The following is a 25,982-nucleotide window of genomic DNA, read 5'->3' on the forward strand; positions in this document are numbered from 1 at the left end:
CAGGTGAGGCTATCCTTACCTGGTGACCGATCCGCAGCGACTCTCCGCGACCGACCTGCGCCTCGCCTACGGCCGGCGCGACGTCGTCCACGACGCATCGATCACGCTCGAGCCCGGGCGCGTGACGGTGCTCGTCGGCCCGAACGGCAGCGGCAAGTCGACGCTGCTGCGCGGCCTGACGAGCCTGCACCGCCCGTCGCACGGCGTCATCGCCTACGGCGACGGCGCGTTCGCCGCCGATCTCGACGAGCGGCAGCTCGCGCAGCGCGTCGCGATGCTCTCGCAGTCGCGCCCGACTCCCTCGGGCGTGACGGTGCGCGAGATCGTCGAGTACGGCCGCTTCCCGCATCGCGGGCGGCTGCGTCGCCGCGACCCCGAGGGTCCGGCGATCGTCGATCGCGCGCTCGCCGCGACCGGGGTCGACGACCTCGCGGAGCGCCCGGTCGCCGAGCTCTCCGGCGGCCAGCGGCAGCGCGTCTGGCTCGCGTCGTGCCTCGCGCAGCAGACGGGCATCGTGCTGCTCGACGAGCCGACGACGTACCTCGACCTGCGCTTCCAGGTCGAGATCCTCGACATCGTGCGCGACCTCGCCGAGCAGGGCGTCGCCGTGGGCGTCGTGCTGCACGACCTCGACCAGGCCGCCGACGTCGCCGACGACGCCGTGCTGCTCGTCGACGGTCGCATCGTCGCCGCGGGCTCACCGCGCGAGGTGCTCACGGCCGAGCGGCTGAGCGCCGCCTACGGCGTCGATATCGACGTCACGACCGACATGGACGGGCATCTGCACGTCCGCCCCACGCGCCGTCGGCGCGTCCCCGCTGCCGCCTGACCGGGCGCAGCATCGATGGGCGCGTCCGGCGCGCCCGAGGAGAGGAGTCGGCGCATGCGTCGAACCATGTCCGTCGCAGCCATCGCCTGCGCCGCGGTCGTCGTGCTCGCAGGCTGCGGCACGACCGAGGCACCCGAGGAGGAGGGCTCGACGTCCGGCGCCTCCGTGACCGTCACCGACGCGCGCGGCGAGGAGGTCACGATCGACGGCGACGTCGAGGACGTCGTCGCGATCGAGTGGGTCGCGGTCGAGCACGTGCAGACCATCGGGCTCGAGCTCGCCGGCGTCGCGGACGTCGACGGCTACGTCGACTGGTCCGGCACCGCCGCGCCGCTCGAGGGCGACCCGGTCGACGTCGGCACGCGCACCGAGCCGAGCATCGACGCGATCGCCGAGGTCGCTCCGGACCTCATCGTGGCCGTCTCCGGCAGCGACGAGGAGCTCTACGACTCGCTCGAGTCCATCGCGCCGCTGCTCGTGCTCGAGGGCGCGAACGGCGAGGACCCCATCGGGACCATGGAGGACGACCTGCGCCTCGTCGGCGAGGCCACGGGTCGCGCGGAGGCGGCGGAGACCGCCATCGGCGAGTTCGAGGCGCACCTCGACGAGCTGACCGCGACCGTCGAGGAGTCGGGGATCGCCGGCACGCCCATCGCGCACGTCGACGGCTTCGAGAACGGCGGGCAGATCGAGATCCGCACGTACGCGAGCGGGTCGCTGCTCGCGGCGTCGTTCGAGCGCATCGGCCTCGCGAACGCCTGGACGAGCGAGGGCGACCCGCAGTACGGCCTCGGCTCGTCCGACGTCGAGGGCCTCACGGCGCTGCCGGACGATGCGTGGCTCGTCTACATGACCGTCGGCGACGGCGACGTGTTCGCCGGCGCGCTGCAGTCGAACGCCATCTACACGGGCCTGCCGACCGTGCAGGCCGGCGACGTGGCGCGCCTGCCCGACGGCATCTGGCTGTTCGGAGGCGTCTCGTCCGTCTCGACGTACCTCGACGAGCTCGTCGCGGCCATCCAGGCATGAGCGTCGCGACCGCGAGCGCGCCCGTCGTCGAGCGCCGTCGCATCGGTGCCGGCGTGGGCGTGCTCGCGGTCGCGCTCGTCGCCCTGCTGCTGCCGCTGTCGATCTGGCACCTCGCGCAGGGCACGACGTCCCTCGGGCTCGCCGACGTGGTCGGCTGGGCGCTCGGCGACGATCGTCTCGACGCGATCATGCAGGACGGCCGCGTGCCGCGGCTCGCGGCCGCGCTGCTCGTCGGCCTCGCGCTCGGCGTCGCCGGCTACGCGATGCAGTCGCTCGTGCGCAACCCGCTCGCCTCGCCGGACACGCTCGCCGTCAACGGCGGCGCGGCAGCGGCGCTCGGGCTCTCGGCGGCCCTGGGCATCACGCTGCCCTTCGTCGGCGGTGCCGCGGTCGCCTTCGTCGGCGGCCTCGTGGCCGCGGCGGTCGTCGTCGCGATCGGTCAGGGGAAGGGCCAGAGCACGAGGCTCATCCTCGTCGGCACCGCGCTCGCGCTCGCGCTGCAGAGCGTCGTGACCGTCACGATCCTGCTGAACGAGCAGGAGACGCGCGGCCTCTTCGCATGGGGCGTCGGGCGGCTGTCGCAGAACGGCATCGGCACGGTCGCGCAGGCCCTGCCGATCGTGCTCGTCGCCATCGCGGCGCTGCTGCTGCTCGCGCGCCGCCTCGACCTCCTCGCGCTCGGCGAGGACACCGCGTCGCTGCTGGGCGTCGGCGTCCGGAGGCTGCGGCTCGTGACGCTCGTCGCGTCCGTGCTGCTCGCGGCGAGCGCCGTCGCCGTCGCGGGGCCCATCGGCTTCGTCGGGCTCGCGGCCCCCGCCGCCATCCGCCTCGCCGGCTCGCGCATCGGCGGCCTCCACCGGCACGTCGTCGCCCTGCCCATCGCGGGGCTCGCCGGCGCGGCGCTCGTCCTCGTCGCCGACGTGCTGCTGCGCGCCGTGCTGCAGGGCACCGCCTCGCTCGACGTGCCCACCGGCGTCGTCACGAGCATCGTCGGCGCCGTCTTCCTCGTCGTGCTCGCGCGGACGCTGCCCGGTGCCGACCAGGCCGAGCCGATGTCGGCCCTCGGCGAGCGCTCCACGTTCCGCCGCCCGTGGATCCCCATGGTCGCCGCGGCGCTCCTCGTGCTCGCGGTCGTCGTGACGGCGCTGCTCGTGGGCGGTCGGCCCATGCTGCTGGGCGACCTGCTCAACTGGCTGCAGGGCGCCGCGGGCAGGCAGGTGACCATCGCCCTCGACACCGGGGCACCCCGCGTCGTCGCCGGCGTCCTCGCGGGTGCCGCGCTCGCGCTCGCCGGCTCGCTCGTGCAGACCGTGGCACGCAACCCGCTCGCCGACCCGTACCTCCTCGGCGTCGCGAACGGCGCGGGGTTCGGCGCCGTCACCGTCATCACGCTCGTCTCCGGCGCCTCGGGCTGGCTCGTCGCGAGCGGCGCGCTCGCCGGCGGCATCCTCGCCGCCGCCATCGTCCTCGTCGTCGTCGGCTGGCGGATGCTCGGCACCCTGCGGCTCGTGCTGACGGGCATCGGCGTGAGCGCCGCCTTCGGCGCGCTCACGAGCATGCTGATCACGACCACGGATCCGTGGAACGCCGCGAAGGCCATCACGTGGCTCGCCGGCAGCACCTACGGCCGCGGCTTCGACGACTCGCTGCCGGTGCTCGTCGCCATCGTCGCCTGCGGCGTCGTCGCCTGGGCGCTGCGCCACGACCTCGACCTCGTGCAGCTCGACCAGGACACGCCACGGCTGCTCGGCGTGCGCCTCGCGCGCCTGCAGCTGCTCGCGCTCGTGCTCGCCGTCCTGCTCACCGGCACCGCGGTCGCCGCCGTCGGCGTCGTCGCGTTCGTCGGCCTCATCGCCCCGCACGCCGCGCGCGCCCTCGTCGGCTCCGCCCACCACCGCTTCGTGCCGCTCGCCATCCTGCTCGGCGCGGCGCTCGTCGGCCTCGCCGACCTGCTCGGACGCAGGCTCGTCTTCCCCGACCAGCTGCCCGCCGGCGTCATGACGTCGCTCGTGGGCGTGCCGTACTTCATCCTGCTCGTGCTGCAGTCGCGGCGGCCCGCGCGCTAGCCGCCGAGCGCCCGCAGCGAGCGGACGTAGGCGGCCGGCGTCACGCCTGCGACGCCGCGCAGGTCGTTCGTGAGGTGCGCCTGATCGGCGTAGCCGAGCTCGGCTGCGACCGCGGCGGGGGTGGCGCCGGGCGCTGCGAGGAGGCGGGCGACCTCCTGCAGCCGGATGCGTCTGGCGACGGCCTTCGGGCCCATGCCGAGGGTGGCGCGCAGGGCACGCTGCACCGCACGGTCGCTCGCGCCAGGGACGACACCGGAGGTGCGCAGGTGCACGGCTCGCGTCAGCTCGGCGACGGCGGCGTTCGCGAGCAGTCCCTCGCTCGTCGGCGGGCGGTCGGCCGCTGCCGCGCGCAGCCGGTCGTCGACGACGCGCAGTCGATCCTCGAGCGTGTCCGCAGCCGCGATGGCCTCGGCGATCGCGAGCAGTCGTGGATCGTCGGCGTCGACCCGCGTCGTGCCCGGCGCGCCCACCGGGAGGTCGGACACCACGGCGAGGCCCGCCGGCCGCAGCCGGATGCCGAGCACCTCGCCGGCGCCTCGGATCGTGCGCGACCACGCCCTGGGGCCCGGCGTCGTGCGGACGAGCGCGGCGGGCACGTCGCCGCGCTCGATCGTGATCGTGACGGCGGGCGCCTCGATGACGCGCTGCACGATCTCCTCGTCGCCGAGGGACCACCGCACGTGCCAGCACGTCTCGACCACGTCGACGAGCGCGGGATGCGGCGCGTGCCAGGTCGCGGAGAACCGCTCGAGGTTCGCCGGCTCGAGGACGCCGGAGCGCCCGGCGGGGTCGATGGGCTCGCTCATGTCGGCATTCTGCAAGACGCGAGCCGAGTCCGCGCCGAGGATCGTGCCATGAGCACCGACTACCTGGGCACCTTCATCGAGGTCGCGCCCGACTCGACGACCACGGCGGCCCAGATCCCGCCCTCGCGTGCGACGCCGAGCGTCGCCGAGCTGCAGCACCGACTGCTCGCCGCGCATCCGTACGCCTACACGTCCGACGAGCTGCTGTTCGAGGTGCACGCGATGCGCACGGGCGTCGGGGAGGCCGATCGGGATGCGGCACGCGCCGCGTTCCTCGCACGCGACCAGGCGTGCCTGCGCGCATCGCCGCTCGGCAAGCGGTACGGATGGGGCACGCACCACGACGCCGAGGGGCGCGTGGCGCTCGTGGGCATCGGCACGCCCGAGTACGCACGGCTCGCCGCCGACCCCTCGCTGGAGCATCGCAGCGCGATGCGCTCGTCGCGGGGCTGAGCGCCCCGCGACGAGCCCGGGCTCACTCCAGGCCGCGGCGACGCAGCAGCGGGGCGAGCTCGGCGTCGCGGCCGCGGAAGTCGCGGTACGCCTCCAGCGGGTCCTTCGACCCGCCGACGCCCAGCAGCCGCTCGCGGAACCGAGCGCCCGACTCGCGCGTCGCGCCATGCTCCTCGAACCACTGCACCGTGTCGGCGTCGAGCACCTCGGACCAGATGTACGAGTAGTACGCGGCCGAGTATCCGCCCGAGAAGATGTGCTGGAAGTAGCCCGACGAGTAGCGCGTCGGCACCGTGTCGCTCAGCAGCCCGACGCGCTCGAGCGCCGCACGCTCGAAGGCCGCGACGTCGTCGACGGTCTCGCCCGGCGCGAGCGTGTGCCAGGCCTGGTCGAGCAGCGCGGCGGCGAGGTACTCGCTCGTGCCGTGACCCTGGTCGAACGTCTCGGTCGCGCGGATGCGCTCGAGCACGTCGGCCGGGATGGGCTCGCCCGTCTCGACGTGGCGCGCGTAGCGCTCGACGATGCCCGGCCACAGCATCCACATCTCGTTGACCTGGCTCGGGAACTCGACGAAGTCGCGCGGCACGTTCGTGCCCGCGACGCTCGGGAAGTCGACGATCGCGAAGAGTCCGTGCAGGGCGTGCCCGAACTCGTGGAAGAGCGTGTTCGTCTCGTCGAACGTCAGCAGCGTGGGGGAGCCGGCGGGCGGCTTCGGCACGTTGAGGTTGTTCATGACGACCGTCGGCTGGTCGAGCAGGCGGTTCTGCGAGATGAGCGGGTTCATCCAGGCGCCGCCGCGCTTCGCGTCGCGCGTGTAGAGGTCGAGCAGGTACAGGCCGACCGCGCTGCCATCGGCGTCGTGCACCTCGAAGACCCGCACGTCGGGGTGGTAGCCGTGCAGGTCGTCGCGCTCGGTGAACGTCACGCCGTAGATCTGCGTCGCGGCCGCGAACACGCCCTCCTGCAGCACCTGCTCGGCGGGGAAGTACGGCTTGAGCGCCTGCGTGTCGACGTCGTAGCGCGCCGTGCGCAGCCGCTCGGTCCAGAACGACCAGTCCCACGACGCGATCGCGTAGTCCTCGCCGGCCTCGTCGACGAGCGCCTGGAGGTCTGCCGCCTCCGCGCGGGCGTTGCGCGCGGCGGCGGGCGCGAGGCGCGACAGCATCGCGTCGACCGCCTCGGGCGTCTTCGCCGTCGCATCGGCGGTCACGACGTGCGCGTGCGTCGCGAAGCCGAGCAGCGCGGCGCGCTCGGCGCGCAGGGCGACGATCTCGAGCACGACGGCGCGGTTGTCGTGCGCGTTGCCGCGCGTGCCGCGGGCGAGCGACGCCTCCATGACGCGGCGGCGGACGTCGCGGTTCGTGAGCTGCGCGAGCCACGGGTGCCCCGTGAAGAGCGGCAGCGTGATGAGGTGCGTGCCCTCGAGGCCGCGGTCGGTCGCGGCCTGCGCCGCCGAGGCGATGTCGACGGCGCTGAGGCCGTCGAGGTCGGCTGCGTCGTCGACGACGACCGCGAGCTCGTTGGTGTCGGCCTGCAGCTGCTGGTCGAACGTCGTCGTCAGCGTCGCGAGGCGCTGGTTCAGCTCCTTGAGGCGCGTCGTGCTCGCCTCGTCGAGCCCGGCGCCCGCGAGCGTCATGCGCAGGTGCCACTGCTCGACGACCCAGCGCTGCTCGGGCGTCCACGAGGCGTCGGGCGCCTCGTGGAGCTGCGAGACGCGGGCGTAGAGCGCGGGGTCGAGCTCGATCGCGTCGGAGTGCGAGGCCCAGCGCGGCGCGATCTCGGCCTCGAGCTCGTCGAGGAACGGCGTGGTGTCGGACGACGACAGCGCGAAGAACACGTGCGCGACGCGGCCGAGGATGCCGCCGGATGCCTCGAGCGGCGCGATGGTGTCGTCGAACGTGGCCGGCCCGTCCTGCGCCGTGATCGCGGCGATCTCCTCGAGCTGCTGCGCGAACCCCGCCTCGAACGCCGGCCGGTAGTGCTCGTCGCGCACGTCGGCGAACGGCGGCAGCTGGTACGGCAGGGGAGAGGGCTCGAAGAACGGGTTCGTCATGTGACGAGCCTAGGCGCGTGCCTCGCACGACGCCGGTCTAGGCTCGCCTCGTGTCGAACGCCGTCTACACCCACGGGCATCACGAGTCGGTCACCCGCGCGCACGCCGCGCGGACCGTCGAGAACTCCGCCGCCTACCTCCTGCCGTACCTCGAGCCGGGCCAGCGCGTGCTCGACGTCGGCTGCGGGCCCGGCTCGATCACGATCGACCTCGCGCGTCGTCTCGGCGACGGCGAGGTCGTCGGCATCGATGCGAGCGCCGACGTCATCGCGCAGGCTCGCGCGCTCGCGGAGGCCTCCGGCGTGCGCAACGTGCGCTTCGAGGTGGGCGACGCCTACGCCGTCGACGCGCAGGACGACGCGTTCGACGTCGTGCACGCGCACCAGGTGCTCCAGCACCTCGGCGACCCCGTCGCCGCGCTCGCCGAGTGGCGTCGCGTCTCGCGCGGCATCGTCGCGGCCCGCGACGTCGTCTACTCGGCCACGGCCATCCACCCCGCGACCGAGGGGCTGCGCGAATGGCGCCGACTCGTCGTCGCCCTGCAGGACGCGAACGGCGGCCAGGCCGACGCCGGCACCCACCTCAAGGCGTGGGCGCGGGCGGCCGAGCTCTCGACGATCGCGACCGACGTCGAGACCTGGTGCTTCGAGTCGGATGCGGCGCGGACGTGGTGGGGGCACCAGTGGGCCGAGCGGGCCGTGGCGTCGAGCTTCGCGACCGGCACGCAGGAGCGCGGCCTCGCGTCGCCTGCGGACCGCGCGGCCATCGCCGACGCCTGGACGGCGTGGGCCGAGGATCCCGACGGCTGGATGGCCATGATCCACGGGTGGATCGTCGCCCGCGCCTGACGCCTCGCGGCGCACCGCGCTCGCCCTGCGCGAACGCAGCGACCTCTTTGCAAAGAACGCTTTGCACTCGGCTATGCTGGAGCCATGCCCGTCGCCGACGATGGTCGGCGCGCATCCGTCGACCTCCCCTCGCTCAAGGCCCTCGCCCATCCGCTGAGGGTGGCGCTGCTGCATGCGCTCACGACGCACGGTGCGCAGACGGCCTCGGCGCTCGCGCAGCGGCTGGGGGAGTCGAGCGGCTCGACGAGCTATCACCTGCGGCAGCTCGAGCGCGCGGGCTTCGTGCGCGAGGTCGCAGAGCGCGGCACCGCGCGCGAGCGCTGGTGGGAGCGGGCCATCGGCCCCGTCGACGTGTGGACGCCCGAGCTCGTCGGCATGCGCGAGGGGCGCGCGGCAGCCGCCGCGGTGCTCGGCGCCTGGAGCGACGAGGGCTCGCGCCTCCTGCAGCACTTCATCGACCACGGCGAGGACGACTTCTCGCCGGAGGTCAACGACGCGGCACGCATCGCGACGCTCCACGGCCATCTCGCCGTCGACGAGCTGCGGGCGCTGACCGCCGACGTCGAGGCGCTCGTGCTCGAGCGGCTCGCGACGTCCCGCATCCACGAGGGCGACGAGGACGCGCTGCGCGTCCTCGTGCAGCTCCATGTCTTCCCGGTCGCCGACCGGGCCACCCGAGCATCCACGAGAGGAGCACCATGAGGAAGCACGAGCAGCCGGTCACGCGACCGATCGCCATCGTCAACGACGCGTTCGTCGTCGCGCAGATCCTGACGCGCCCGATGCGCTGAGCAGCGACGCGACACGACGAAGGCCCCCGCGGATCCGCGGGGGCCTTCGTCATGTCCGGAGCGGTCAGTCGCGCTCGACCAGCACCCCGTCGCCCTCGAGCGCGATGCGCGTGCCGTCGTCGCACTCGACGACGGGGGAGCCCTCGAGGAACGTGAGCGTCCAGCCCCAGCCGGTGGTGTCGGCGCCGAGGTCGACGAGCGCGCGCTCCTCGGCCGCGACGGCCTCGCGCAGGATCGGCGGCAGCGACGCGGGTGCGTCGTCGCCGACCGGCCAGCGCGTGCCGATCCTCATCGTGCGTCCGTCTCGGGTGCCAGCTCGATCGAGCGCACCTCGAGGGCGTCGCCGGCGACGAGCTCGAGGTGCTCGATCCGACCGACGTCCGCGAGGTCGCGCGCGGCCTGCTCGAGCAGCCCGAGCTGGGTCGACGGCGCCGCGAGCACCGCGTGGGACACGGGCGTGCGCTGGCTCGCCTTGGCGTCGGACTTGGCGCGGCGGATGCCGATGAGCGCCTCGGAGACGGCCGGCAGCAGCCCCGTGGTGCCCGCGCTCGTCGGGAGGTCGTGCCGCGTCGGCCACGACGCGCGGTGGATGGAGCCCTCATGCGTCCACGACCACACCTCCTCGGTCGCGAAGGGCAGCACGGGCGCGAGCAGGCGCAGCAGGATGTCGATCGCGGCGCGCAGCGCGCCGATCGCCGACCCGCGGCCCACCTCGTCGCCCTGGTAGGCGCGCTGCTTGACGACCTCGAGGTAGTCGTCGCAGAACGTCCAGAAGAACGTCTCGGTGAGCTCGAGCGCGCGGGCGTGGTCGTAGCGCTCGAGCGCGGCGGTCGCCTGGTCGACGACCTGCCCGAGCTCCGCGAGCATGTCGATGTCGATCGGGTTCGCGACCTCGCCGGGCTCGCCCTCCATCTGGTAGACGAAGCGCGCCGCGTTCAGCACCTTCATCGCGAGGCGGCGGCCGATCTTGATCATCTTCGGGTTCTGCGGGTCGAGCGTCGCGTCGACACCGAGCCTCGAGGACAGCGCCCAGTAGCGCACGCCATCGGCGCCGTGCTCCTCGAGCATGCCGAGCGGCGTGACGACGTTGCCCTTCGACTTCGACATCTTCTTGCGGTCGGGGTCGAGGATCCAGCCGGAGATCGCGGTGTGGCGCCACGGCGCCCGGCCACCCTCGAACAGCGCGCGCAGCGCCGTCGAGAAGAGCCACGTGCGGATGATGTCCTGGCCCTGCGGCCGCAGGTCGAACGGTGCGACGAGCTCCCACAGCTGGTCGTCGACGCCGCCCCAGCCGCCCGCGAGCTGCGGGGTGAGCGACGAGGTGGCCCACGTGTCCATGATGTCGACCTCGCCGACGAAGCCGCCGACCTGGCCGCGCTGGCTCGCCTCGAAGCCGTCGGGCACGTCGGTCGACGGGTCGACGGGCAGCTGCGAGGGGTTCGGCAGCAGCACCTCGTCGAAGCGCGTCTCGCCGTCCTCGCCGACGCGGTACCAGACGGGGATGGGCACGCCGAAGAAGCGCTGGCGCGAGATGAGCCAGTCGCCAGCGAGCCCCTGCACCCAGTTCTCGTAGCGCACGCGCATGTGGTCGGGGTGCCACTCGATGCCGCGCCCGAGCTCGAGCAGGCGCTCGCGCAGCTCGGCGTCGCGACCGCCGTTGCGGATGTACCACTGCCGCGTCGAGACGATCTCGAGGGGCTTGTCGCCCTTCTCGTAGAACTTCACGGGATGCGTGATGCGGCGCGGCTCGCCGACCGAGCGGCCCGCCTCGGCGAGGGCGGCGACGAGCGCCTCCTTCGCGCTGAAGACCGTCTTGCCCGCGAGCTCGGCGTACAGCGCCCGGCCGGCGTCGCCCTCGATCGCCGCGGGGGCGTCGGCGAGGAAGCGGCCGTCGAAGCCGAGGACGGGGCGGGCGGGCAGGTCGAGCTCGCGCCACCAGATCACGTCGGTCATGTCGCCGAAGGTGCACACCATCGCGACGCCCGTGCCCTTGTCGCGCTGCGCGAGGTGGTGGGCGAGGAAGGGCACCTCGACGTCGAAGACGGGCGTGCGCACCGTCGTGCCGAACAGGTGCTGGTAGCGCTCGTCGTCCGGGTGCGCGACGACGGCGACGCAGGCGGGCAGCAGCTCGGGACGCGTCGTGTCGATGCGCAGGTCGCCGTCGGTGCTCGTGAAGAGGAGCGTGTGGAAGGTGCCCGGCTGCTCGCGGTCCTCGAGCTCGGCCTGCGCGACGGCGGAGCGGAACGTGACGTCCCACAGCGTCGGCGCATCGGACTGGTAGGCCTCGCCGCGCTCGAGGTTGCGCAGGAACGCGCGCTGGCTCGTCGCACGGGCGTGGTCCGAGATGGTGCGGTACGTCTGCGACCAGTCGACCGAGAGGCCGAGCGTGCGCCACAGCTCCTCGAAGCGGCGCTCGTCCTCCTCGGTGAGGCGCTCGCACAGCTCGATGAAGTTCTGGCGCGACACGGGCAGCTGCTGCGCCTTCGCCGGCGCGTCGCCGTCGAACGGCGGCGTGAACTCCGCGTCGTACGCGAGCGTCGGGTCGACGCGCACGCCGTAGTAGTTCTGCACGCGACGCTCGGTGGGCAGGCCGTTGTCGTCCCAGCCCATCGGGTAGAACACCGTGCGCCCGCGCATGCGCTGGAAGCGCGCGATCACGTCGGTGTGGGAGTACGAGAAGACGTGCCCGACGTGGAGCGATCCGGAGGCGGTGGGCGGCGGCGTGTCGATCGAGAAGATCGTGTCGCGGCTCTGGCCCTCGCGGTCGAACCGGTACGTGCCCTCCTGCTCCCAGCGGGCGTCCCACTTCGTCTCGAGTCCCTCGAGGGCGGGCTTCTCCGGCATGGCGCTCATGGCGTCCCCTTCTCGCTCTGCGCGGCATCGTGTCCGTGGATGCCTGGTTGTGCCTCCGAGTCTATCGACCGGCGATGCATCCTCCGACGGCCCTGCTCGGGCGCGTCGGCTCAGTCGTCGGCGTCGGGGTAGCGCCGCTCGCGGCTGGGCTTCACGAGCGCGAGGAAGGCGAGCAGCAGGGCGCCGATCGACAGCAGCAGCAGGATGTCGCGCGCGAGCATGTGCTCCATCGTCAGGCCGACGAGGCCGAGGATCGCGGCGAGGCCGACGAGGATCCACGTGACCCGGGGGATGCGGCGCAGCATGCCTCGAGCGTAGCCGCGGCCGGCGGCGTCGCCGCGCGAGCGATCAGGGTGCGAGCGGCAGCGCGAGCACCGCGCGCCCGGCTGGGGCGTCGCCCGACCAGCGCAGACGAGGGTCGTCGCCCGGGATGCGGTGCCAGAGCGCGAGGGCGAGGGCGTCGGGGGCGCCGTGCAGCGTCGCGACCCGAGCGCCGCCGACGTGCCACGTGCCGCGGCCGTCGGCCGCGAGGTCGAGCCCGTCGGCGGGCTCGACGGCTCGGCCGAGCCGCAGCTGGCGCGGCCACATCGTGCCCACCACCTCGTCGACCGCGTCCTCCGCGAGCCGCGCGTCGAGCACGGGCGCGTCGCCGAGCGCCATCGCGCCGTCCCAGGCGTGGATCGCGTGCTCGTGCGCCTGCCTGCGGATCCAGAAGCCGATCGTCGGCGGATCGGCCATCGTCCATGCGGGCGTCGCCGCGTCGACCGACAGCGCCGCGAGCATGCGCTCGGCGGTCTCCGCGAGCCACTCGACGAGCCGCTCGTCGCCGGGCGCCTCCGACGCGGGCGGGTCGCCGTCGCCGTGCTCGATGGCGTGCAGCACCTTGCGCTCGACGGCGCCGACGTGGGCGACGAGGTCGCGCATCGCCCAGCCGGGGCAGGACGGGACGGGTGCGTCCCATGCCCCCTCGCGATCGGCGCGGCGCGCGATCGCGACGACGGCGCCCACCTCGCGCGTCAGGTGGCCGCGCAGCGAGTCGATCGGCAGCATGCTCATGACGCCCATCGTCGCAGCGCGCGCTCGGCCGCGGCGCGGACGCGCGGCGCGGCGTCGTCGCGGAGGGCCTCGACGAGCGGCACCGCGTCGTCGACGCCGCGCGCGACGGCGACGGCGACGGCCATCGCTCGCACGCGCGGGTGCTCGTCGCGAAGCGCCGACCGCACCGTCGCGTCGGCACCCGCGCCCCAGGCGTAGCGCAGGCCGCGGACGCCCCACTCGCGCGCCCAGTGCGCCGGCCACCCCTCGGTGCCGCCGAGCCATCCGAGCGGATGCCGCGAGGGCTCTCCGCGCACGAGCGTGCCGCACCACGCGACGACCTCCTGCTCGCCGAGCGCGCGCACGGCGGCGGCGACGGCGTCGCGCGGATGCGCGGAGGGCGGCGGCATGGTCACGAGGGCATCGTGCCAGCCACCGCCCACCACCGCATCCCTGTGCCGCGCGGTGGTCTCGCGATCAGACGCGCACGGGCTCCTCGGCGGCGACGACGGCCTGCGCCGCGTTCGCATCCTCGTCGCCGAGCTTGCGCATCGAGCGGGCGGCGAGCGCCCCCACGAGCGTCCCGCCCGACAGCACGGCGAGCACGATGCCCGGGTGCCACCACGCGTTCCCCGTCGCAGCGCCCAGGGCGTCGGTGACGAGGGGGATGAAGCCGGCCACGACGGCCGCGATCGCGTACGCCATCGACAGCGCCGAGTAGGCGTGGCGACCGCGGAAGAGCTCGCCCATCGTGCCGCCGAGCGCCGCCCACGACGCGGTCGGCAGCACGCCGCCGACGAGCATCATCGTGACGAGGAAGCCGAAGGTCGCGCTCGACAGCAGCCAGTACATCGGGAACGCGATGGCGAGCGTGCCGATCGCGCCGATCGCCACGACGGTCGGCGAGCCGATGCGCGTCGCGAGCCATCCGAACCCGGGCACGGTGATGAACTGCAGCAGGCCGCCGAGGGTCGCCGCGAGCAGCAGCTGCATCGGGTCGAAGCCGAGCGACTCCGCGCCGTAGTCCATCGTGTACGTGTTCATGAGCGAGTACGAGCCGATGCCGAGCAGCGCCGTGAGGATCGCGACGCCGAACGCGGCCGGCTGGCTCGCGATCGCCGCGAGCGCGGGGCGCCGCTCTCGCTCGCCGCGGGCCTCGAGGGCGCGGAAGACCGGGGTCTCGTCGACCGACGCGCGCAGGTAGAGCGAGACGGCGATGAGCGGGATCGCGACGAGGAACGGGATGCGCCACGCCCACTCGGAGACGGCCTCCGGGCCGACGCCGAAGTAGAGGGCGAGCATGAAGCCGCCCGCGGCGACCGACCCGATCGGCGAGCCCAGCTGCGGCAGCGATGCGAAGAACGGGCGACGGCGGGCGTCGGCGTGCTCGGTCGCGAGCAGGATCGCGCCACCCCACTCACCGCCGAGCGACAGCCCCTGCACGACGCGCAGCAGCACGAGCGCCACGGCGCCGACGGCCGCCCACTCGGCACCCGTGGGCAGCAGCCCGACGAGGCCGGTCGCGACGCCCATGAGGGTCACGGTGACGATGAGGGTGCGGCGCCTGCCGAGCCGGTCGCCGAGGTGCCCGAAGAGCACCGCGCCGAGCGGACGGACGACGAACGCGATGCCGATCGTCGCGAACGCGGCGAGCTGCGCGCCGGCCGAGCCGAGCGCCGAGAAGAAGAACGGCCCTGCGAAGAAGGCGGCGAAGTACGAGTAGACGTAGAAGTCGTACGACTCGAGCGCGGTGCCGATGGTGGCGGCCGCCGCGACGCGGCGGGGGCTCGAGGTGCGCGTGATGCTGGTCACGGTTGCTCCAGGGAATCATGGACGGGGTCCAGGAACGCCTGAGCCCCTCGCATACTGTAGTCCCATGGCACCAGGCGTCCGCGGCCGCCCGCGCTCCACCTCGGTCTCCGACCTCGAGGAGGCCGCGGTCGAGCTCTTCCTCGAGCAGGGATACGAGTCGACGTCGATCGACGACATCGCGCGCCGCGCCGGCATCTCGCGCAGCGCGTTCTTCGGCTACGTCGGTGCGAAGTCCGACCTCCTCTGGCACGACGTCGACCAGGCGCTCGGGCGGATCCGCCTCGTCGACGGCATGGATCGCGCCGGCGTGGCCGAGGCGATCGCCGGCGCGCTCGAGCCGTGGGGCGACCGCGTGCCGTGGATGCTGCGCGAGACGGCGATCATGGGCACCGACGCCGTGCTGCGGCAGTCGGCGTTCGAGCGCCTCGAGCCGCTCGTCGCGCGCGTCGAGCGTGCGCTGCGGGTGCGCGAGGGCCGTGCAGCGCTGCCCGTCGCGGCGGCGCTCGTCGCCGCCGTCGTCTCGGGCGTCGTCGAGTGGAGCCAGGACGGGCGGTCCCGCGGCCCCGCCTCGGACGCCGCGCTGCGCGCCGCGCGCACCGCCGCGGGATGACGACGAGGGCGGACGCCGGGCCGAGCGTCAGACGTCGAGGATGCGGAAGAGCGTCTCGTGCAGCGGCGACGCCGGGTACGGCGCTCCGTCGATCGAGGTGATGGCGGCTGCGAGACGCCCCGAGGAGATGAGCCAGGCGCCGCGAGCCCGCGCGAGGTCGTCGCGCGTGAGCGGCGCGTGCCGCACCGAGAGGCCGGCCGCCGGCGCGCCGCGCTCGAGCTGCTCGAGCGTGATCGACGCGAGGATGCCGTCCTGCTCGGGCGTCAGCAGCTCGCCGTCGACGTCGAGCACCAGCGTCGACGTCGGCCCCTCGAGCAGCCGGCCGGACGGCGCGACGAACAGCACGTCGTCCGCGCCGTGCTCGTGCGCGTGGCGCTTCGCGGCCATGTTGATCGAGTACGAGAGGCTCTTCGCGCCGGGCAGCAGCCACGGCATCCCGGCGACGACCTCGCCGTCGAAGCCGCGATCGAGCAGCAGCACGCGCACGCCGTCCGTGCGCTCGGCGACGACGCTCGCGGAGAGCGCGAGCATGAGCACGTACGCGGTCGGGTCGCCACCGCCCTCCGGCCCGCGCGTGAGCACGAGCCGGGCGAGCGCCTCGGGCGCCGCATCCCAGTCCCACGCCGCCACGAGGGCGTCGACCGCGCGCCGGTAGCCGTCGCGATCCGGCGCGGGCAGCGCGAGGATCTCGGCCGACCGGGCGAGGCGGTCGAGGTGCGCGTCGGTGTCGCCGAGCACGCCGCGGCGCACGAGCATCGCGTCGAAGACGCCGTCGCCGCGGACCACGCCGAGGTCGTCGGCTCGGATCAGGGGTGTCGCGACGTCGACGATCGAGCCGTCGAGCAGCGCGAGCAGGGGAGCGCTCATGCGCTCAGGCTACGAGGTCGAGCCCGGCCCGGTCACTGCGCCGCGCAGTACTCCTGCAGCGCGGCGACGGCGGGCTCGACGTCGGACGCGGCCTGCGAGAGCGCGTCGATCGCGCCCTGCGTGTCGCCCTGGGCGATCGCCGACTGGGCCTCCTCGATCGCGGTCGTGGCCACGGTCGTCACGGCGTCGACGTGCTGCGCGAGCTCGGGGTCGGTGACCTGGTCGCCGAGGGTCGTCACGCGGTCGACGATGCCGGGCACGGCGGCGAGGGCGCCGAGCGGGTCGCTGCCGAAGCGGCTCGCGAGCGCCGAGACGTCGACGCTCAGCTGCTGCGCCTCGGCGAGCACCTCGTCGCACTGCGACGACGTCGACGCGGAGGCGGAGGGCGCGGCCGATGCCGAGGGAGCGGGGTCGGCCTGGCCACCGGCGCAGGCCGTCAGCATCGCGATCGCCGCGAGGGCGAGAGGGACCGAGGAGCGGATGCGCATGACCGCCAGGATAGGCGTGGTTCCCATGCTCCGCCTGTGGCGCGACGATGGTCGGCATCCACGCTCCCGCCGGGCGCGCGCCGCCCCCGCCGACGGCGTACGATGGAGCCACAGACGTCGAACCGGCCATCACCGGGGAGTCCTCGGCAGAACCGCATCGTCCCGCGAGGGGCGTCGCCCAGTAGATCCGAGCGGGTCCGGCCCGTCACAGCCGAAGAGCGAGCGGCAGCCTCCGGGCTGCAAGCCGGGTGGTACCGCGCGAGAGCGTCCCGGCTCCGAGACGGCAGCAGCTTCGAAGGAGTCAGGTGGACGCGCAGCGCTACCCCAAGCACGGTGGCACGGTCGTGCCGAACCCGTCGTTCCCCGCGATCGAGGAAGGGATCCTCGCGTTCTGGAAGGGCGACGACACCTTCCAGGCGTCGATCGATCGACGCGAGGGCTGCGAGGAGTGGGTCTTCTACGACGGCCCGCCGTTCGCGAACGGCCTGCCCCACTACGGTCACCTCCTCACGGGCTACGCCAAGGACGTCTTCCCGCGCTACCAGACGATGCGCGGGCGACAGGTGCAGCGGCGCTTCGGCTGGGACACGCACGGGCTGCCCGCCGAGCTCGAGGCCATGAAGCAGCTCGGCATCACCGAGAAGGCCGACATCGAGACGATGGGCGTCGACGTCTTCAACGCCAAGGCGCGCGAGTCGGTGCTCGAGTACACGCGCGAGTGGCAGGACTACGTCACGCGCCAGGCGCGCTGGGTCGACTTCGAGCACGACTACAAGACGCTCGACCTCGGCTACATGGAGAGCGTGATCTGGGCGTTCTCGGAGCTCCACCGGAAGGGCCTCGCCTACGAGGGCTACCGAGTCCTCCCGTACTGCTGGCGCGACGAGACGCCGCTGTCGGCGCACGAGCTGCGCATGGACGACGACGTCTACCAGGACCGTCAGGACCCGTCGGTGACCGTGACGTTCCCGCTCGTCGGCGACGCCGCGGAGGCCGCGGGCCTCGCGGGCGTGCGCATGCTCGCCTGGACGACGACGCCGTGGACGCTGCCGACGAACATGGCCCTCGCGGTCGGCCCGGGGATCGCGTACGTCGTCGTCGCGGCCGGACCGGAGGGCGCGGCCGACGGCGGCGTCGCTGGCGAGACGCGCTACCTGCTCGCCGCAGACACCGTCGCGGCGCACGCCGCGGTGCTCGGGTACCCGGACGGTGCGCCCGAGGTGCTGCGCGAGCTGACGGGCGCCGAGCTCGACGGGCTCGCCTACGAGCGGCTGTTCGACGACTTCGCCGACGCCGACGAGTGGGGCACCGCGTCGGCGTGGCGCGTCCTGGTCGACGACTACGTCGCGACCGGCGAGGGCACGGGCATCGTGCACCAGGCGCCCGCCTACGGCGAGGACGACCAGCGCGTCACGGCCGCGGCCGGCATCCCCACGATCCTCTCGGTCGACGACGGCGGCCGATTCCTGCGGCTGTTCGAGGACGGCGAGCTCGCGGAGATCGCGGGCGTGCAGGTGTTCGCCGCGAACCGCACCATCATCCGACGCCTGCAGGCGAAGGGCCGACTGCTGCGCGAGGCGTCGTACCTGCACCCGTACCCGCACTGCTGGCGCTGCCGGAACCCGCTCATCTACAAGGCGGTCTCGAGCTGGTTCGTGCGCGTCACGGCGATCAAGGACGACCTGATCGCCGCGAACGAGGACATCAACTGGGTGCCCGAGAACGTCAAGCACGGCCAGTTCGGCCGCTGGCTCGAGGGCGCTCGCGACTGGTCGATCAGCCGCAACCGCTACTGGGGCAGCCCGATCCCGGTCTGGAAGAGCGACGACCCGAACCACCCCCGCGTCGACGTCTACGGATCGCTCGACGAGCTCGAGCGCGACTTCGGCGTGCGCCCCACCGACCTCCACCGACCGTTCATCGACGAGCTGACGCGTCCGAACCCCGACGACCCGACGGGCCGCTCGACCATGCGGCGCATCCCCGACGTGCTCGACGTGTGGTTCGACTCCGGCTCCATGCCGTTCGCGCAGGTGCACTACCCGTTCGAGCAGCAGGAGTGGTTCGACACCCACAGCCCCGCCGACTACATCGTCGAGTACATCGGGCAGACGCGCGGCTGGTTCTACGTGCTGCACGTGCTGTCGGTGGCGCTCTTCGGCCGCGCGGCGTTCCGCAACGTCATCAGCCACGGCATCATCCTCGGCGACGACGGGTTCAAGGCGTCGAAGTCCCGCCGCAACTACCCGGACGTCAACGAGTCGTTCGACGCGTACGGCTCGGATGCGGTGCGCTGGAACCTGCTGCAGGGCTCGATCCTGCGCGGTGGCAACTTCATCGTCTCCGAGGAGGGCATCCGCGAGGCGCTGCGGCAGTTCCACCTGCCGCTGTGGTCGACGTGGTACTTCCTCACGACGTACGCCAACCGCGCGCGCGACGGGCAGCCCTACCTCGCGACGCCGCGCGCCGACTCGACCGACGTGCTCGACCGCTACATCCTCGCGACCCTCCGCGAGACGGTCGAGACCGTGACGGCCGCGATGGACGCGCTCGACGCGACCGGGGCGACGCTCGCGCTGCGCGACTTCACCGAGACGCTCACGAACTGGTACGTGCGACGCTCGCGCGATCGGTTCTGGGCGGGCGTGACCGACGACCCGCGCAGCACGGAGGCGTTCGACACGCTCGCGCTCGTGCTCGAGACCCTCACGACGATCGCGGCGCCGCTCGCCCCGCTCGTCGCCGAGGAGATCTGGCGTGGCCTCACGGGCGGCAGGTCGGTGCACCTCGTCGACTGGCCCGACGCCTCCGCGCTGCCCGCAGACCACGAGCTCGTCGCGCAGATGGACGAGACCCGCGCCGTCGTGAACGCGCTGCACGCGCTGCGCAAGCGCGACGGCAACCGCGTCCGGCTGCCGCTGCGCGAGACGACCATCACGAGCCGCGTCGACCTCGCCCGCTTCGCCGACCTCATCGCCGACGAGGTCAACGTCAAGGACGTGCGCGTCGTCACCGTCGCGCCGGGCGAGCCCCTGCCGGGGCTCGTGCAGTCCGCGCAGATCGTCTCGAAGGTCGCCGCGCCGCGACTGAAGGGCGACTTCACGCGAGTCTTCGCCGCGATCCGCCGCGGCGAGTGGCGGCTCGAGGGCGACCGGCTGCTCGTCGACGGCGAGACGCTCGAGCCCGGCGAGTTCGCGCTGCTCGACGAGCCCGCCGAGTCGCGCTACGAGGGCGCGAGCACCGCGCTCCTCGGCGAGACGTTCGTCGACCTCGACCCCGTGCCGACCGAGGCGCTGCGCGCCGAGGGGCTCGCCCGCGACGTCGTCCGCGCCGTGCAGGACGCGCGCAAGCGCGCCGAGCTCGACGTGTCGGACCGCATCGCGCTCGTGCTGGGCTCCGACGACGCCGGCCTCGCCGCCCTCGAGGTGCACCGCGCGCTCGTCGCCGGCGAGACCCTCGCGACGAGCATCGTGCTCGAGCGCACCGACGCGGGGGAGACGATCGTCGGCGACGGCTCCCCCCTCACCATCCGATTGGAGCGAGCATGAGCGACGACCGCGACCTGGTCGATGGCCGCGGCTCCCGCGAGGAGCCGCCCGAGCCCGTGGCGCGCGTCCCGTGGGACGACGTCTACGAGGAGGAGTCCGACGCGCACGAGGACGAGCTCGACCTCGACGCCCTCGAGGCCGACGGCGGGGCGATCGTGCCGCTGCCGGACCCCGAGGCGGACGAGGACGACGTCGACGAGCGCATCCTCGACTCGCTCGAGGATCGCGAGGCGGCGGACGCCGCCTACGCGCAGCTGCTCGAGCGTGCGGGGGAGTCGGCGGTCGAGCCGAGGCTCGACGCCACCGCGCGCGCCGTCGAGCTGCTCGGCGACCCGCAGCGCTCCTACGGCGTCGTCCACGTCACGGGCACGAACGGCAAGGGCTCCACGGCGCGCGTCGCGGAGGCGCTCCTGCGCGCCCACGGCCTGCGCACGGGCCTGCTGACGAGCCCGCACCTCGAGCGCGTCACCGAGCGCATCCTCATCGACGGCGAGCCCGTGTCGGATGCGACGTTCGCCCGCGTCTGGGACGAGACGCGGCCGTTCCTCGACCTCGTCGACGGCGAGCTCGAGGACGATGGCAGGCGTCGCATGACGTTCTTCGAGGCCATCACGGTGCTCGCCTTCGCGATCTTCGCCGACGCGCCGGTCGACGTCGCCGTCGTCGAGGTCGGCATGGGCGGCACGTGGGACTCGACGAACGTCGCCGACGGCGACGTCGCGGTCATCACCCCCATCGCGCTCGACCACACGAACCGCCTCGGCACGACGGTCGAGGCGATCGCGGGCGAGAAGGCCGGCATCGTGAAGCCGGGCTCCATCGTCGTCTCCGCCGAGCAGGAGCCCGAGGCGCTCGCCGTGATCGAGGCGCGCGCCGCCGAGGTCGGCGCCGCCCGCGTGCTGCTCGAGGGTCGCGACTTCGCCCGCGAGAGCACGCTCGCCGTCGGCGGTCAGCTCCTCACGGTCCGCGGCCTCGCCGCCGAGTACGAGGACCAGCCGCTGCCGCTGCTCGGCAGGCACCAGGGCCAGAACGCCGCGCTCGCGCTCGTCGCGGTCGAGTCGTTCCTCGGCGGTGGCACGCGACCGATCGAGCAGGACGTGCTCTCGACCGCGTTCTCGGCCGTCGTCTCGCCCGGCAGGCTCGAGGTCGTCGGCACCGATCCCACGGTGGTCGTCGACGCGGCGCACAACCCGCACGGGGCGCAGTCGCTCGCGACGGCGCTGCAGGAGGTCTTCTCCTTCGAACACGTGCAGCTCGTGCTCGGCATGGTCGAGGGCAAGGACGCCGCAGGCGTGCTGCGCGTGCTCGAGCCGCACGTCGAGGAGGTCGTCGTCACCGAGTCCGAGTCCGAGCGCGCCATGCCCGCCGACGACCTCGCGCGCATCGCGGTCGAGGTGCTCGGCGCCGAGCGCGTGACGGTCGAGCCCGTGCTGGGCCGCGCCGTCGAGCTGGCGCGCGAGCAGGCGGAGGACCGCGGCGGCGCCGTGGTGGTCGCCGGCTCGATCACGCTGCTGGGTGCCGTGCAGGCGAAGGCGCGCGTCGAGCGATGGATGCATCGATGAGCCCCGCGCCGCGTCGCGAGCGCGGGCTGCTCGAGAAGCTGCTCACGATCGTCCACGGCCTCGAGGTCGCGGCGCTCGCGTTCGGTGCGCTCGCCGTGTGGGGCGTGAGCCGCGACTGGCCGGCGCCCGCGGCGTTCGGCGTCGTCGCGCTCGTGCTCATCCTCTCGACGCGCCTCCTCCGCCTCCCGCGGGGCTGGCTCGCGAGCGCGGCCGCGCAGGTGCTCATGGCGTGCCTCGCGATCGTCGAGCCGCTCATGCTCGTCGTGGCCGCGGCCTTCATCGCCATGTGGATATATTGCTTCGTGCGCGCGCGCCAGATCGGGCGTGCGCAGTGATGGGAAGGGACCCGATGCAGCACACCCTCGTCCTCGTGAAGCCCGACGGCGTCGCCCGCGGGCTCACCGGCCGCATCCTCGCGAGGATCGAGGCGAAGGGCTACGTCATCGAGGACCTCCGCCTCGTGCACCCCGAGCGGGCGCTGCTCGAGGAGCACTACGCCGAGCACCAGGGCAAGCCGTTCTTCGAGCCGCTCGTCGAGTTCATGCTCTCGGGCCCGAGCGTCGCCGTGCGGCTGTCGGGTGACCGCGTCATCGAGGGCTTCCGCTCGCTCGCCGGCACCACCGACCCCACGACGGCCGCACCCGGCACGATCCGCGGCGACCTCGGCCGCGACTGGGGCCTGCCCGTGCAGCAGAACCTCGTGCACGGCTCCGACTCCGAGGAGTCGTCGGCGCGCGAGCTCGCGCTCTGGTTCGGCTGAGACCACGACACGACGACCGACGCCCCGGGCACGATGCCCGGGGCGTTCGTCGTCTCGCGGCTCGGCGGCCGCGGCTCGGCTCAGTAGCCGAGGATCAGGAACCGGGGGATGTCCGGCAGGCGCAGCACGATCGCGAGCACGATCGTCATCGCCAGCAGCAGGCTCACGACCCACGACCACTCGCCCCAGTGCGCGAGCACGCGGCGCACGGGTGCGGGCGCGGGCACGGCGCCCGAGCCGATGGCCCAGATCGTGAGGGTCGGCGCGAGCGCGGACATCGTCATGTAGACGAGGAAGCACCACGGGCAGACGACGCCGAGCACGAACACGCTCTGCTGCCACAGCCACAGGGCGAAGACGAGGCCGAGCAGCACGCCGACCGTGAACGTCGTCCAGATCCAGCGCGGCAGGCGGACGCGCCCGAGGGCGAGCGCCGCCATGACGAGCACGGCGGTGAAGCAGATGATGCCGAAGAACGGGTTCGGGATGTCGAGGAACACGCGTGCCTGCGGCTCGGCCATGACGCCCGAGCAGGTCACGAGCGGGCTGATGTCGCAGCCGAGCGTCGCCTCGGGGTCCTCGAGCAGGTGCACGCGCTCGACCGCGAGCGTGAAGGCCGCGAGCAGGCCCGCGGCGCCGGTGACGGCGAGCACGATGGCGAGCCACAGCGGCGGCAGGTACCCGGTCGGTGCGGCCGCGGGGGCTGCTGCGTCGTCCGTGGGCGCGATGCGCGCGGTCTGCTTCGTGGCCATGTCCACCTCTCCGGCGCACATTGTGGCAGCACCCGCTATGGGATGCGCGCGCGTCGGCGCCGGGGCGGGACGGCGGGCACGTGCCTTCCGGCGCCCGTGGGGTATCGTGGGTCCCGGCGCAGCAGCGCCGCAGATTTGACCGGGCACACCGGTGCCGCGCCCGAGAGGGCGCGTCGGATCGCCAGCTCCGAGCAGACGAACAGGTGCCGTGCGACACCGCACGGGCCCCATAGGGATTCGCAGCGGGCACTGCCCGCCGCGCACGGATTGCACCGGCGGCGACGCCGGTGTTCGAGGAGTACGCCAGCGATGGTGGATGCACACGACGCGTCGGCAGACGCGAACCAGGACGAGACCAGCACCGAGCACGAGACGACCGAGACGGTCGGCTCCGAGCAGGTGACGACCGACGCGGGACAGGTGGTCGCGCAGGAGTCGGCTGCGGCCGACGCCGGCGCCGCCGACGCCGCGCAGGAGCCCGCCGATGCCGACGGGTCGGCCGCGGCCGAGCCAGGGCACGAGCCCGGCCTCGAGGGCCCGGCGGAGGTGCGGCTGCCCGAGCCCGCGGAGGACGCGCTGCCGCTCGCGGTGCAGTTCTTCGCGCCCGACCTCGCGACGCTCGCTCCGTTGCCGCCGCTGCCGTCGCAGCGTCGCGCGGTCGACGACGACGACGATCGGGATCAGGACGACGACGACGACGAGCCCCGCTCGAGCCGTCGCCGCCGGCGCGGCCGGACGCGCGGCGAGCAGGGAGGGCAGGGCACGCAGCCCGAGCGCCCGCTCATCACCGAGCCCCAGAAGGTGCAGGGCTCGACGCGACTCGAGGCGAAGAAGCAGCGTCGTCGCGAGGGTCGCGACGCGGGCCGTCGCCGCGCGGTGGTGACCGAGAGCGAGTTCCTCGCGCGCCGCGAGTCGGTCGAGCGCACCATGGTCGTGCGCTCGCGCCACGACCGCGTGCAGCTGGGCGTGCTCGAGGACGGCATCCTCGTCGAGCACTACGTCGCGAAGTCGTCCGAGACGAGCCTCATCGGCAACGTCTACCTCGGCAAGGTGCAGAACGTGCTGCCGAGCATGGAGGCGGCGTTCGTCGACATCGGGCGCGGCCGCAACGCCGTGCTCTACTCGGGCGAGATCGACTGGGAGGCCGCGGGCCTCGAGGGCCAGCCGCGCAAGATCGAGCTCGCGCTCAAGCCGGGCGACACCGTGCTCGTGCAGGTCACGAAGGACCCGATCGGCCACAAGGGCGCTCGGCTGACGAGCCAGATCTCGCTGCCTGGGCGCTACCTCGTGTCGGTGCCGGGCGGGTCGATGAACGGCATCTCGCGCAAGCTGCCGGACACCGAGCGCGCGCGCCTGAAGAAGATCCTCAAGGAGGTGCTGCCGGACGACATGGGCGTCATCGTGCGCACCGCCGCCGAGGGTGCGACGCAGGACCAGCTCACGCGCGACGTCGAGCGGCTCAAGCGCCAGTGGCAGTCCATCCAGGACCAGACGGCGCGCGGCACGAGCCCCGCCCGGCTGCACGCCGAGCCCGACCTCCTGGTGAAGATCGTCCGCGACGTCTTCAACGAGGACTTCGAGCGCATGGTGATCCAGGGCGACGAGGCGCTCGCCACCATCCGCGAGTACCTCGGCGCCATCGCGCCGGACCTCCTGGAGCGGGTCGAGGAGTTCGACCTCGACGTCGACCCCTTCGAGCACTTCCGCGTCTCGGAGCAGATCGACAAGGCGCTCGACCGCAAGGTCTGGCTGCCGTCGGGCGGCTCGCTCGTCATCGACCGCACCGAGGCCATGACGGTCGTCGACGTCAACACGGGTCGCTTCGTCGGTCAGGGCGGCAACCTCGAGGAGACCGTCACGAAGAACAACCTCGAGGCGGCCGAGGAGGTCGTGCGCCAGCTGCGGCTGCGCGACATCGGCGGCATCGTCGTCATCGACTTCATCGACATGGTGCTCGAGTCGAACCGCGACCTCGTGCAGCGCCGGCTCATCGAGTGCCTCTCGCGCGACCGGACGAAGCACCAGGTCGCCGAGGTCACGAGCCTCGGTCTCGTGCAGATGACGCGCAAGCGACTGGGCCTCGGCCTGCTCGAGGCGTACTCCGAGACGTGCGACGCCTGCGCCGGTCGCGGCGTCATCGTGCACCACGAGCCCGTGTCGCGCTCGGCGCGCGGCGGCGGCGCCGGTGCGAACGGCGACGGCGGCAGGCGCCGCGGCGGCAAGCGCCAGGAGTCGCAGCCGGCCGGCGGTGCCTCCGGGGGCGTGCAGCAGCTCTCGCAGCAGCAGGGCACGCACGCGATCACCGAGGACGCCCGCAAGGGCCTCTCGCAGATCGCCGCGGCCGCCAAGGTGCGCGAGCCCGGCGCCGACGACGAGCTCGACGGCGTCGCGGTCGAGGCCGAGCCGCAGCAGGAGCACGTGCCGTCGCCCGAGCGTGCGCAGGAGCAGGAGCAGGCGCCCGAGCAGGCTCCCGCCCGCGAGCAGCAGCCGCGTCGCAGCCGACGCGCGTCGAGCCGTGGCTCGGGCAGGGCGTCGGCGGCGCAGGAGCGTGCGCAGCAGGAGCAGCCCGAGGCGGCACCCGCCGCCGCGAGCGAGTCCCTCACGATCCTCGACATCCCCGTCGCCCCCGCGCGCGACGAGCCCGCCGCGGCGCAGCCGTCGCGCGAGGTCGAGGGCCTGCTCTCCGGGGCGCTCGACGCGCTCGCCGCACCCGAGCCGGGCACGGGCAAGGCCGCGCGCCGCAGCCGCCGGGCATCGAGCGGCGGCATCGTCACGGCGAAGCCCGACGCCGAGTAGCCCGCCCGCGATCCGGCCCCGCGA

At 73.6% G+C, this 25,982-nt stretch carries 23 protein-coding genes; 12 read left to right on the forward strand and 11 right to left on the reverse strand.

Going from position 1 to position 25,982, the window contains the following annotated elements; all coding sequences use genetic code 11:
• Positions 1 to 22 precede the first annotated feature (22 nt).
• Genes ABD249_RS06215 through ABD249_RS06225 form a run of 3 tightly spaced genes read left to right on the forward strand, consistent with a single transcriptional unit; the run spans position 23 to position 3,924 of the window.
• Complete coding sequence (locus tag ABD249_RS06215) at positions 23 to 829, forward strand: ABC transporter ATP-binding protein (RefSeq protein ID WP_344341596.1); 807 nt, start codon at positions 23 to 25, stop codon at positions 827 to 829.
• A gap of 54 nt (positions 830 to 883) precedes the next feature.
• The gene (locus tag ABD249_RS06220) at positions 884 to 1,858 is read left to right on the forward strand and encodes an ABC transporter substrate-binding protein (RefSeq protein WP_344341599.1); all 975 of its coding nucleotides are present in this window, start codon (positions 884 to 886) and stop codon (positions 1,856 to 1,858) included.
• A complete protein-coding gene (locus ABD249_RS06225) occupies positions 1,855 to 3,924 on the forward strand; it encodes an iron ABC transporter permease (protein ID WP_344341602.1) in 2,070 nt (689 codons plus the stop codon). The genes ABD249_RS06220 and ABD249_RS06225 overlap by 4 nt, the downstream gene beginning before the upstream one ends.
• Here the strand turns inward: ABD249_RS06225 and ABD249_RS06230 are convergent.
• Positions 3,921 to 4,730, reverse strand: coding sequence for a helix-turn-helix domain-containing protein (locus ABD249_RS06230; protein ID WP_344341605.1), 810 nt, complete (start codon positions 4,728 to 4,730; stop codon positions 3,921 to 3,923). The genes ABD249_RS06225 and ABD249_RS06230 overlap by 4 nt on opposite strands.
• 48 nt (positions 4,731 to 4,778) lie before the next feature.
• On the opposite strand from ABD249_RS06230, the gene ABD249_RS06235 reads away from it, so the two are divergent.
• Positions 4,779 to 5,183 carry a DUF6157 family protein gene (locus ABD249_RS06235; RefSeq protein ID WP_344341609.1) on the forward strand — a complete coding sequence of 135 codons (405 nt, stop codon included), beginning with the start codon at positions 4,779 to 4,781 and terminating at the stop codon, positions 5,181 to 5,183.
• A gap of 22 nt (positions 5,184 to 5,205) precedes the next feature.
• On the opposite strand, the gene ABD249_RS06240 is transcribed toward ABD249_RS06235, so the two are convergent.
• Positions 5,206 to 7,236: a M3 family metallopeptidase gene (locus tag ABD249_RS06240; protein WP_344341612.1), complete on the reverse strand. Its 2,031-nt coding sequence runs from the start codon at positions 7,234 to 7,236 to the stop codon at positions 5,206 to 5,208.
• A 50-nt stretch (positions 7,237 to 7,286) separates the two neighbouring features.
• Between ABD249_RS06240 and ABD249_RS06245 the strand changes: the two genes are divergently transcribed.
• A complete protein-coding gene (locus ABD249_RS06245; RefSeq protein ID WP_344341615.1) occupies positions 7,287 to 8,084 on the forward strand; it encodes a class I SAM-dependent methyltransferase in 798 nt (265 codons plus the stop codon).
• Between the two features lie 84 nt (positions 8,085 to 8,168).
• Positions 8,169 to 8,786: an ArsR/SmtB family transcription factor gene (locus ABD249_RS06250; RefSeq protein ID WP_344341618.1), complete on the forward strand. Its 618-nt coding sequence runs from the start codon at positions 8,169 to 8,171 to the stop codon at positions 8,784 to 8,786.
• A gap of 153 nt (positions 8,787 to 8,939) precedes the next feature.
• Here ABD249_RS06250 and ABD249_RS06255 read toward each other — a convergent pair whose 3' ends face one another.
• The 6 genes from ABD249_RS06255 to ABD249_RS06280 all read right to left on the reverse strand — a co-directional run bounded on the left by ABD249_RS06255 (position 8,940) and on the right by ABD249_RS06280 (position 14,575).
• A complete protein-coding gene (locus tag ABD249_RS06255; RefSeq protein ID WP_344341621.1) occupies positions 8,940 to 9,167 on the reverse strand; it encodes a hypothetical protein in 228 nt (75 codons plus the stop codon).
• Positions 9,164 to 11,728, reverse strand: a complete 2,565-nt coding sequence (gene valS, locus ABD249_RS06260; RefSeq protein ID WP_344341624.1) for a valine--tRNA ligase — start codon at positions 11,726 to 11,728, stop codon at positions 9,164 to 9,166. The genes ABD249_RS06255 and valS overlap by 4 nt, the downstream gene beginning before the upstream one ends.
• A gap of 110 nt (positions 11,729 to 11,838) precedes the next feature.
• A complete protein-coding gene (locus ABD249_RS06265; protein WP_344341627.1) occupies positions 11,839 to 12,033 on the reverse strand; it encodes a hypothetical protein in 195 nt (64 codons plus the stop codon).
• Between the two features lie 43 nt (positions 12,034 to 12,076).
• Complete coding sequence (locus ABD249_RS06270; protein WP_344341630.1) at positions 12,077 to 12,784, reverse strand: maleylpyruvate isomerase family mycothiol-dependent enzyme; 708 nt, start codon at positions 12,782 to 12,784, stop codon at positions 12,077 to 12,079.
• Positions 12,781 to 13,173 (reverse strand): HEAT repeat domain-containing protein, encoded by a 393-nt coding sequence (locus ABD249_RS06275; protein WP_344342538.1) that lies wholly within the window; start codon positions 13,171 to 13,173, stop codon positions 12,781 to 12,783. Before ABD249_RS06275 ends, ABD249_RS06270 begins: the two co-directional genes overlap by 4 nt.
• A 67-nt stretch (positions 13,174 to 13,240) precedes the next feature.
• Positions 13,241 to 14,575: an MFS transporter gene (locus tag ABD249_RS06280; RefSeq protein ID WP_344341633.1), complete on the reverse strand. Its 1,335-nt coding sequence runs from the start codon at positions 14,573 to 14,575 to the stop codon at positions 13,241 to 13,243.
• Between the two features lie 64 nt (positions 14,576 to 14,639).
• Here ABD249_RS06280 and ABD249_RS06285 point away from each other — a divergent pair, with 64 nt between their 5' ends.
• The gene (locus ABD249_RS06285; protein WP_344341636.1) at positions 14,640 to 15,185 is read left to right on the forward strand and encodes a TetR/AcrR family transcriptional regulator; all 546 of its coding nucleotides are present in this window, start codon (positions 14,640 to 14,642) and stop codon (positions 15,183 to 15,185) included.
• A 27-nt stretch (positions 15,186 to 15,212) separates the two neighbouring features.
• Here the strand turns inward: ABD249_RS06285 and ABD249_RS06290 are convergent, their stop codons facing one another.
• A complete protein-coding gene (locus tag ABD249_RS06290; RefSeq protein WP_344341639.1) occupies positions 15,213 to 16,052 on the reverse strand; it encodes an aminotransferase class IV in 840 nt (279 codons plus the stop codon).
• 32 nt (positions 16,053 to 16,084) lie between these two features.
• The gene (locus tag ABD249_RS06295; RefSeq protein WP_344341643.1) at positions 16,085 to 16,540 is read right to left on the reverse strand and encodes a hypothetical protein; all 456 of its coding nucleotides are present in this window, start codon (positions 16,538 to 16,540) and stop codon (positions 16,085 to 16,087) included.
• 305 nt (positions 16,541 to 16,845) lie between these two features.
• Between ABD249_RS06295 and ileS the strand changes: the two genes are divergently transcribed.
• Genes ileS through ndk form a run of 4 tightly spaced genes read left to right on the forward strand, consistent with a single transcriptional unit; the run spans position 16,846 to position 22,410 of the window.
• Positions 16,846 to 20,088, forward strand: a complete 3,243-nt coding sequence (gene ileS, locus ABD249_RS06300) for an isoleucine--tRNA ligase (protein WP_344341646.1) — start codon at positions 16,846 to 16,848, stop codon at positions 20,086 to 20,088.
• Positions 20,085 to 21,650, forward strand: coding sequence for a bifunctional folylpolyglutamate synthase/dihydrofolate synthase (locus ABD249_RS06305; protein ID WP_344341649.1), 1,566 nt, complete (start codon positions 20,085 to 20,087; stop codon positions 21,648 to 21,650). The genes ileS and ABD249_RS06305 overlap by 4 nt, the downstream gene beginning before the upstream one ends.
• Positions 21,647 to 21,985, forward strand: coding sequence for a DUF4233 domain-containing protein (locus ABD249_RS06310; protein WP_344341652.1), 339 nt, complete (start codon positions 21,647 to 21,649; stop codon positions 21,983 to 21,985). Before ABD249_RS06305 ends, ABD249_RS06310 begins: the two co-directional genes overlap by 4 nt.
• Positions 21,986 to 21,999: 14 nt before the next feature.
• A complete protein-coding gene (gene ndk / locus ABD249_RS06315; RefSeq protein WP_344341655.1) occupies positions 22,000 to 22,410 on the forward strand; it encodes a nucleoside-diphosphate kinase in 411 nt (136 codons plus the stop codon).
• A gap of 80 nt (positions 22,411 to 22,490) precedes the next feature.
• Here ndk and ABD249_RS06320 read toward each other — a convergent pair whose 3' ends face one another.
• On the reverse strand, positions 22,491 to 23,162 hold the full coding sequence (locus tag ABD249_RS06320) for a vitamin K epoxide reductase family protein (RefSeq protein WP_344341658.1): 672 nt from the start codon (positions 23,160 to 23,162) through the stop codon (positions 22,491 to 22,493).
• A 309-nt stretch (positions 23,163 to 23,471) separates the two neighbouring features.
• Between ABD249_RS06320 and ABD249_RS06325 the strand changes: the two genes are divergently transcribed.
• Positions 23,472 to 25,958, forward strand: a complete 2,487-nt coding sequence (locus ABD249_RS06325; RefSeq protein WP_344341660.1) for an Rne/Rng family ribonuclease — start codon at positions 23,472 to 23,474, stop codon at positions 25,956 to 25,958.
• The last annotated feature ends 24 nt before the right edge of the window (positions 25,959 to 25,982 follow it).

This window comes from Agrococcus versicolor (genome assembly GCF_039531815.1).
Classification (GTDB): Bacteria; Actinomycetota; Actinomycetes; order Actinomycetales; family Microbacteriaceae; genus Agrococcus; species Agrococcus versicolor.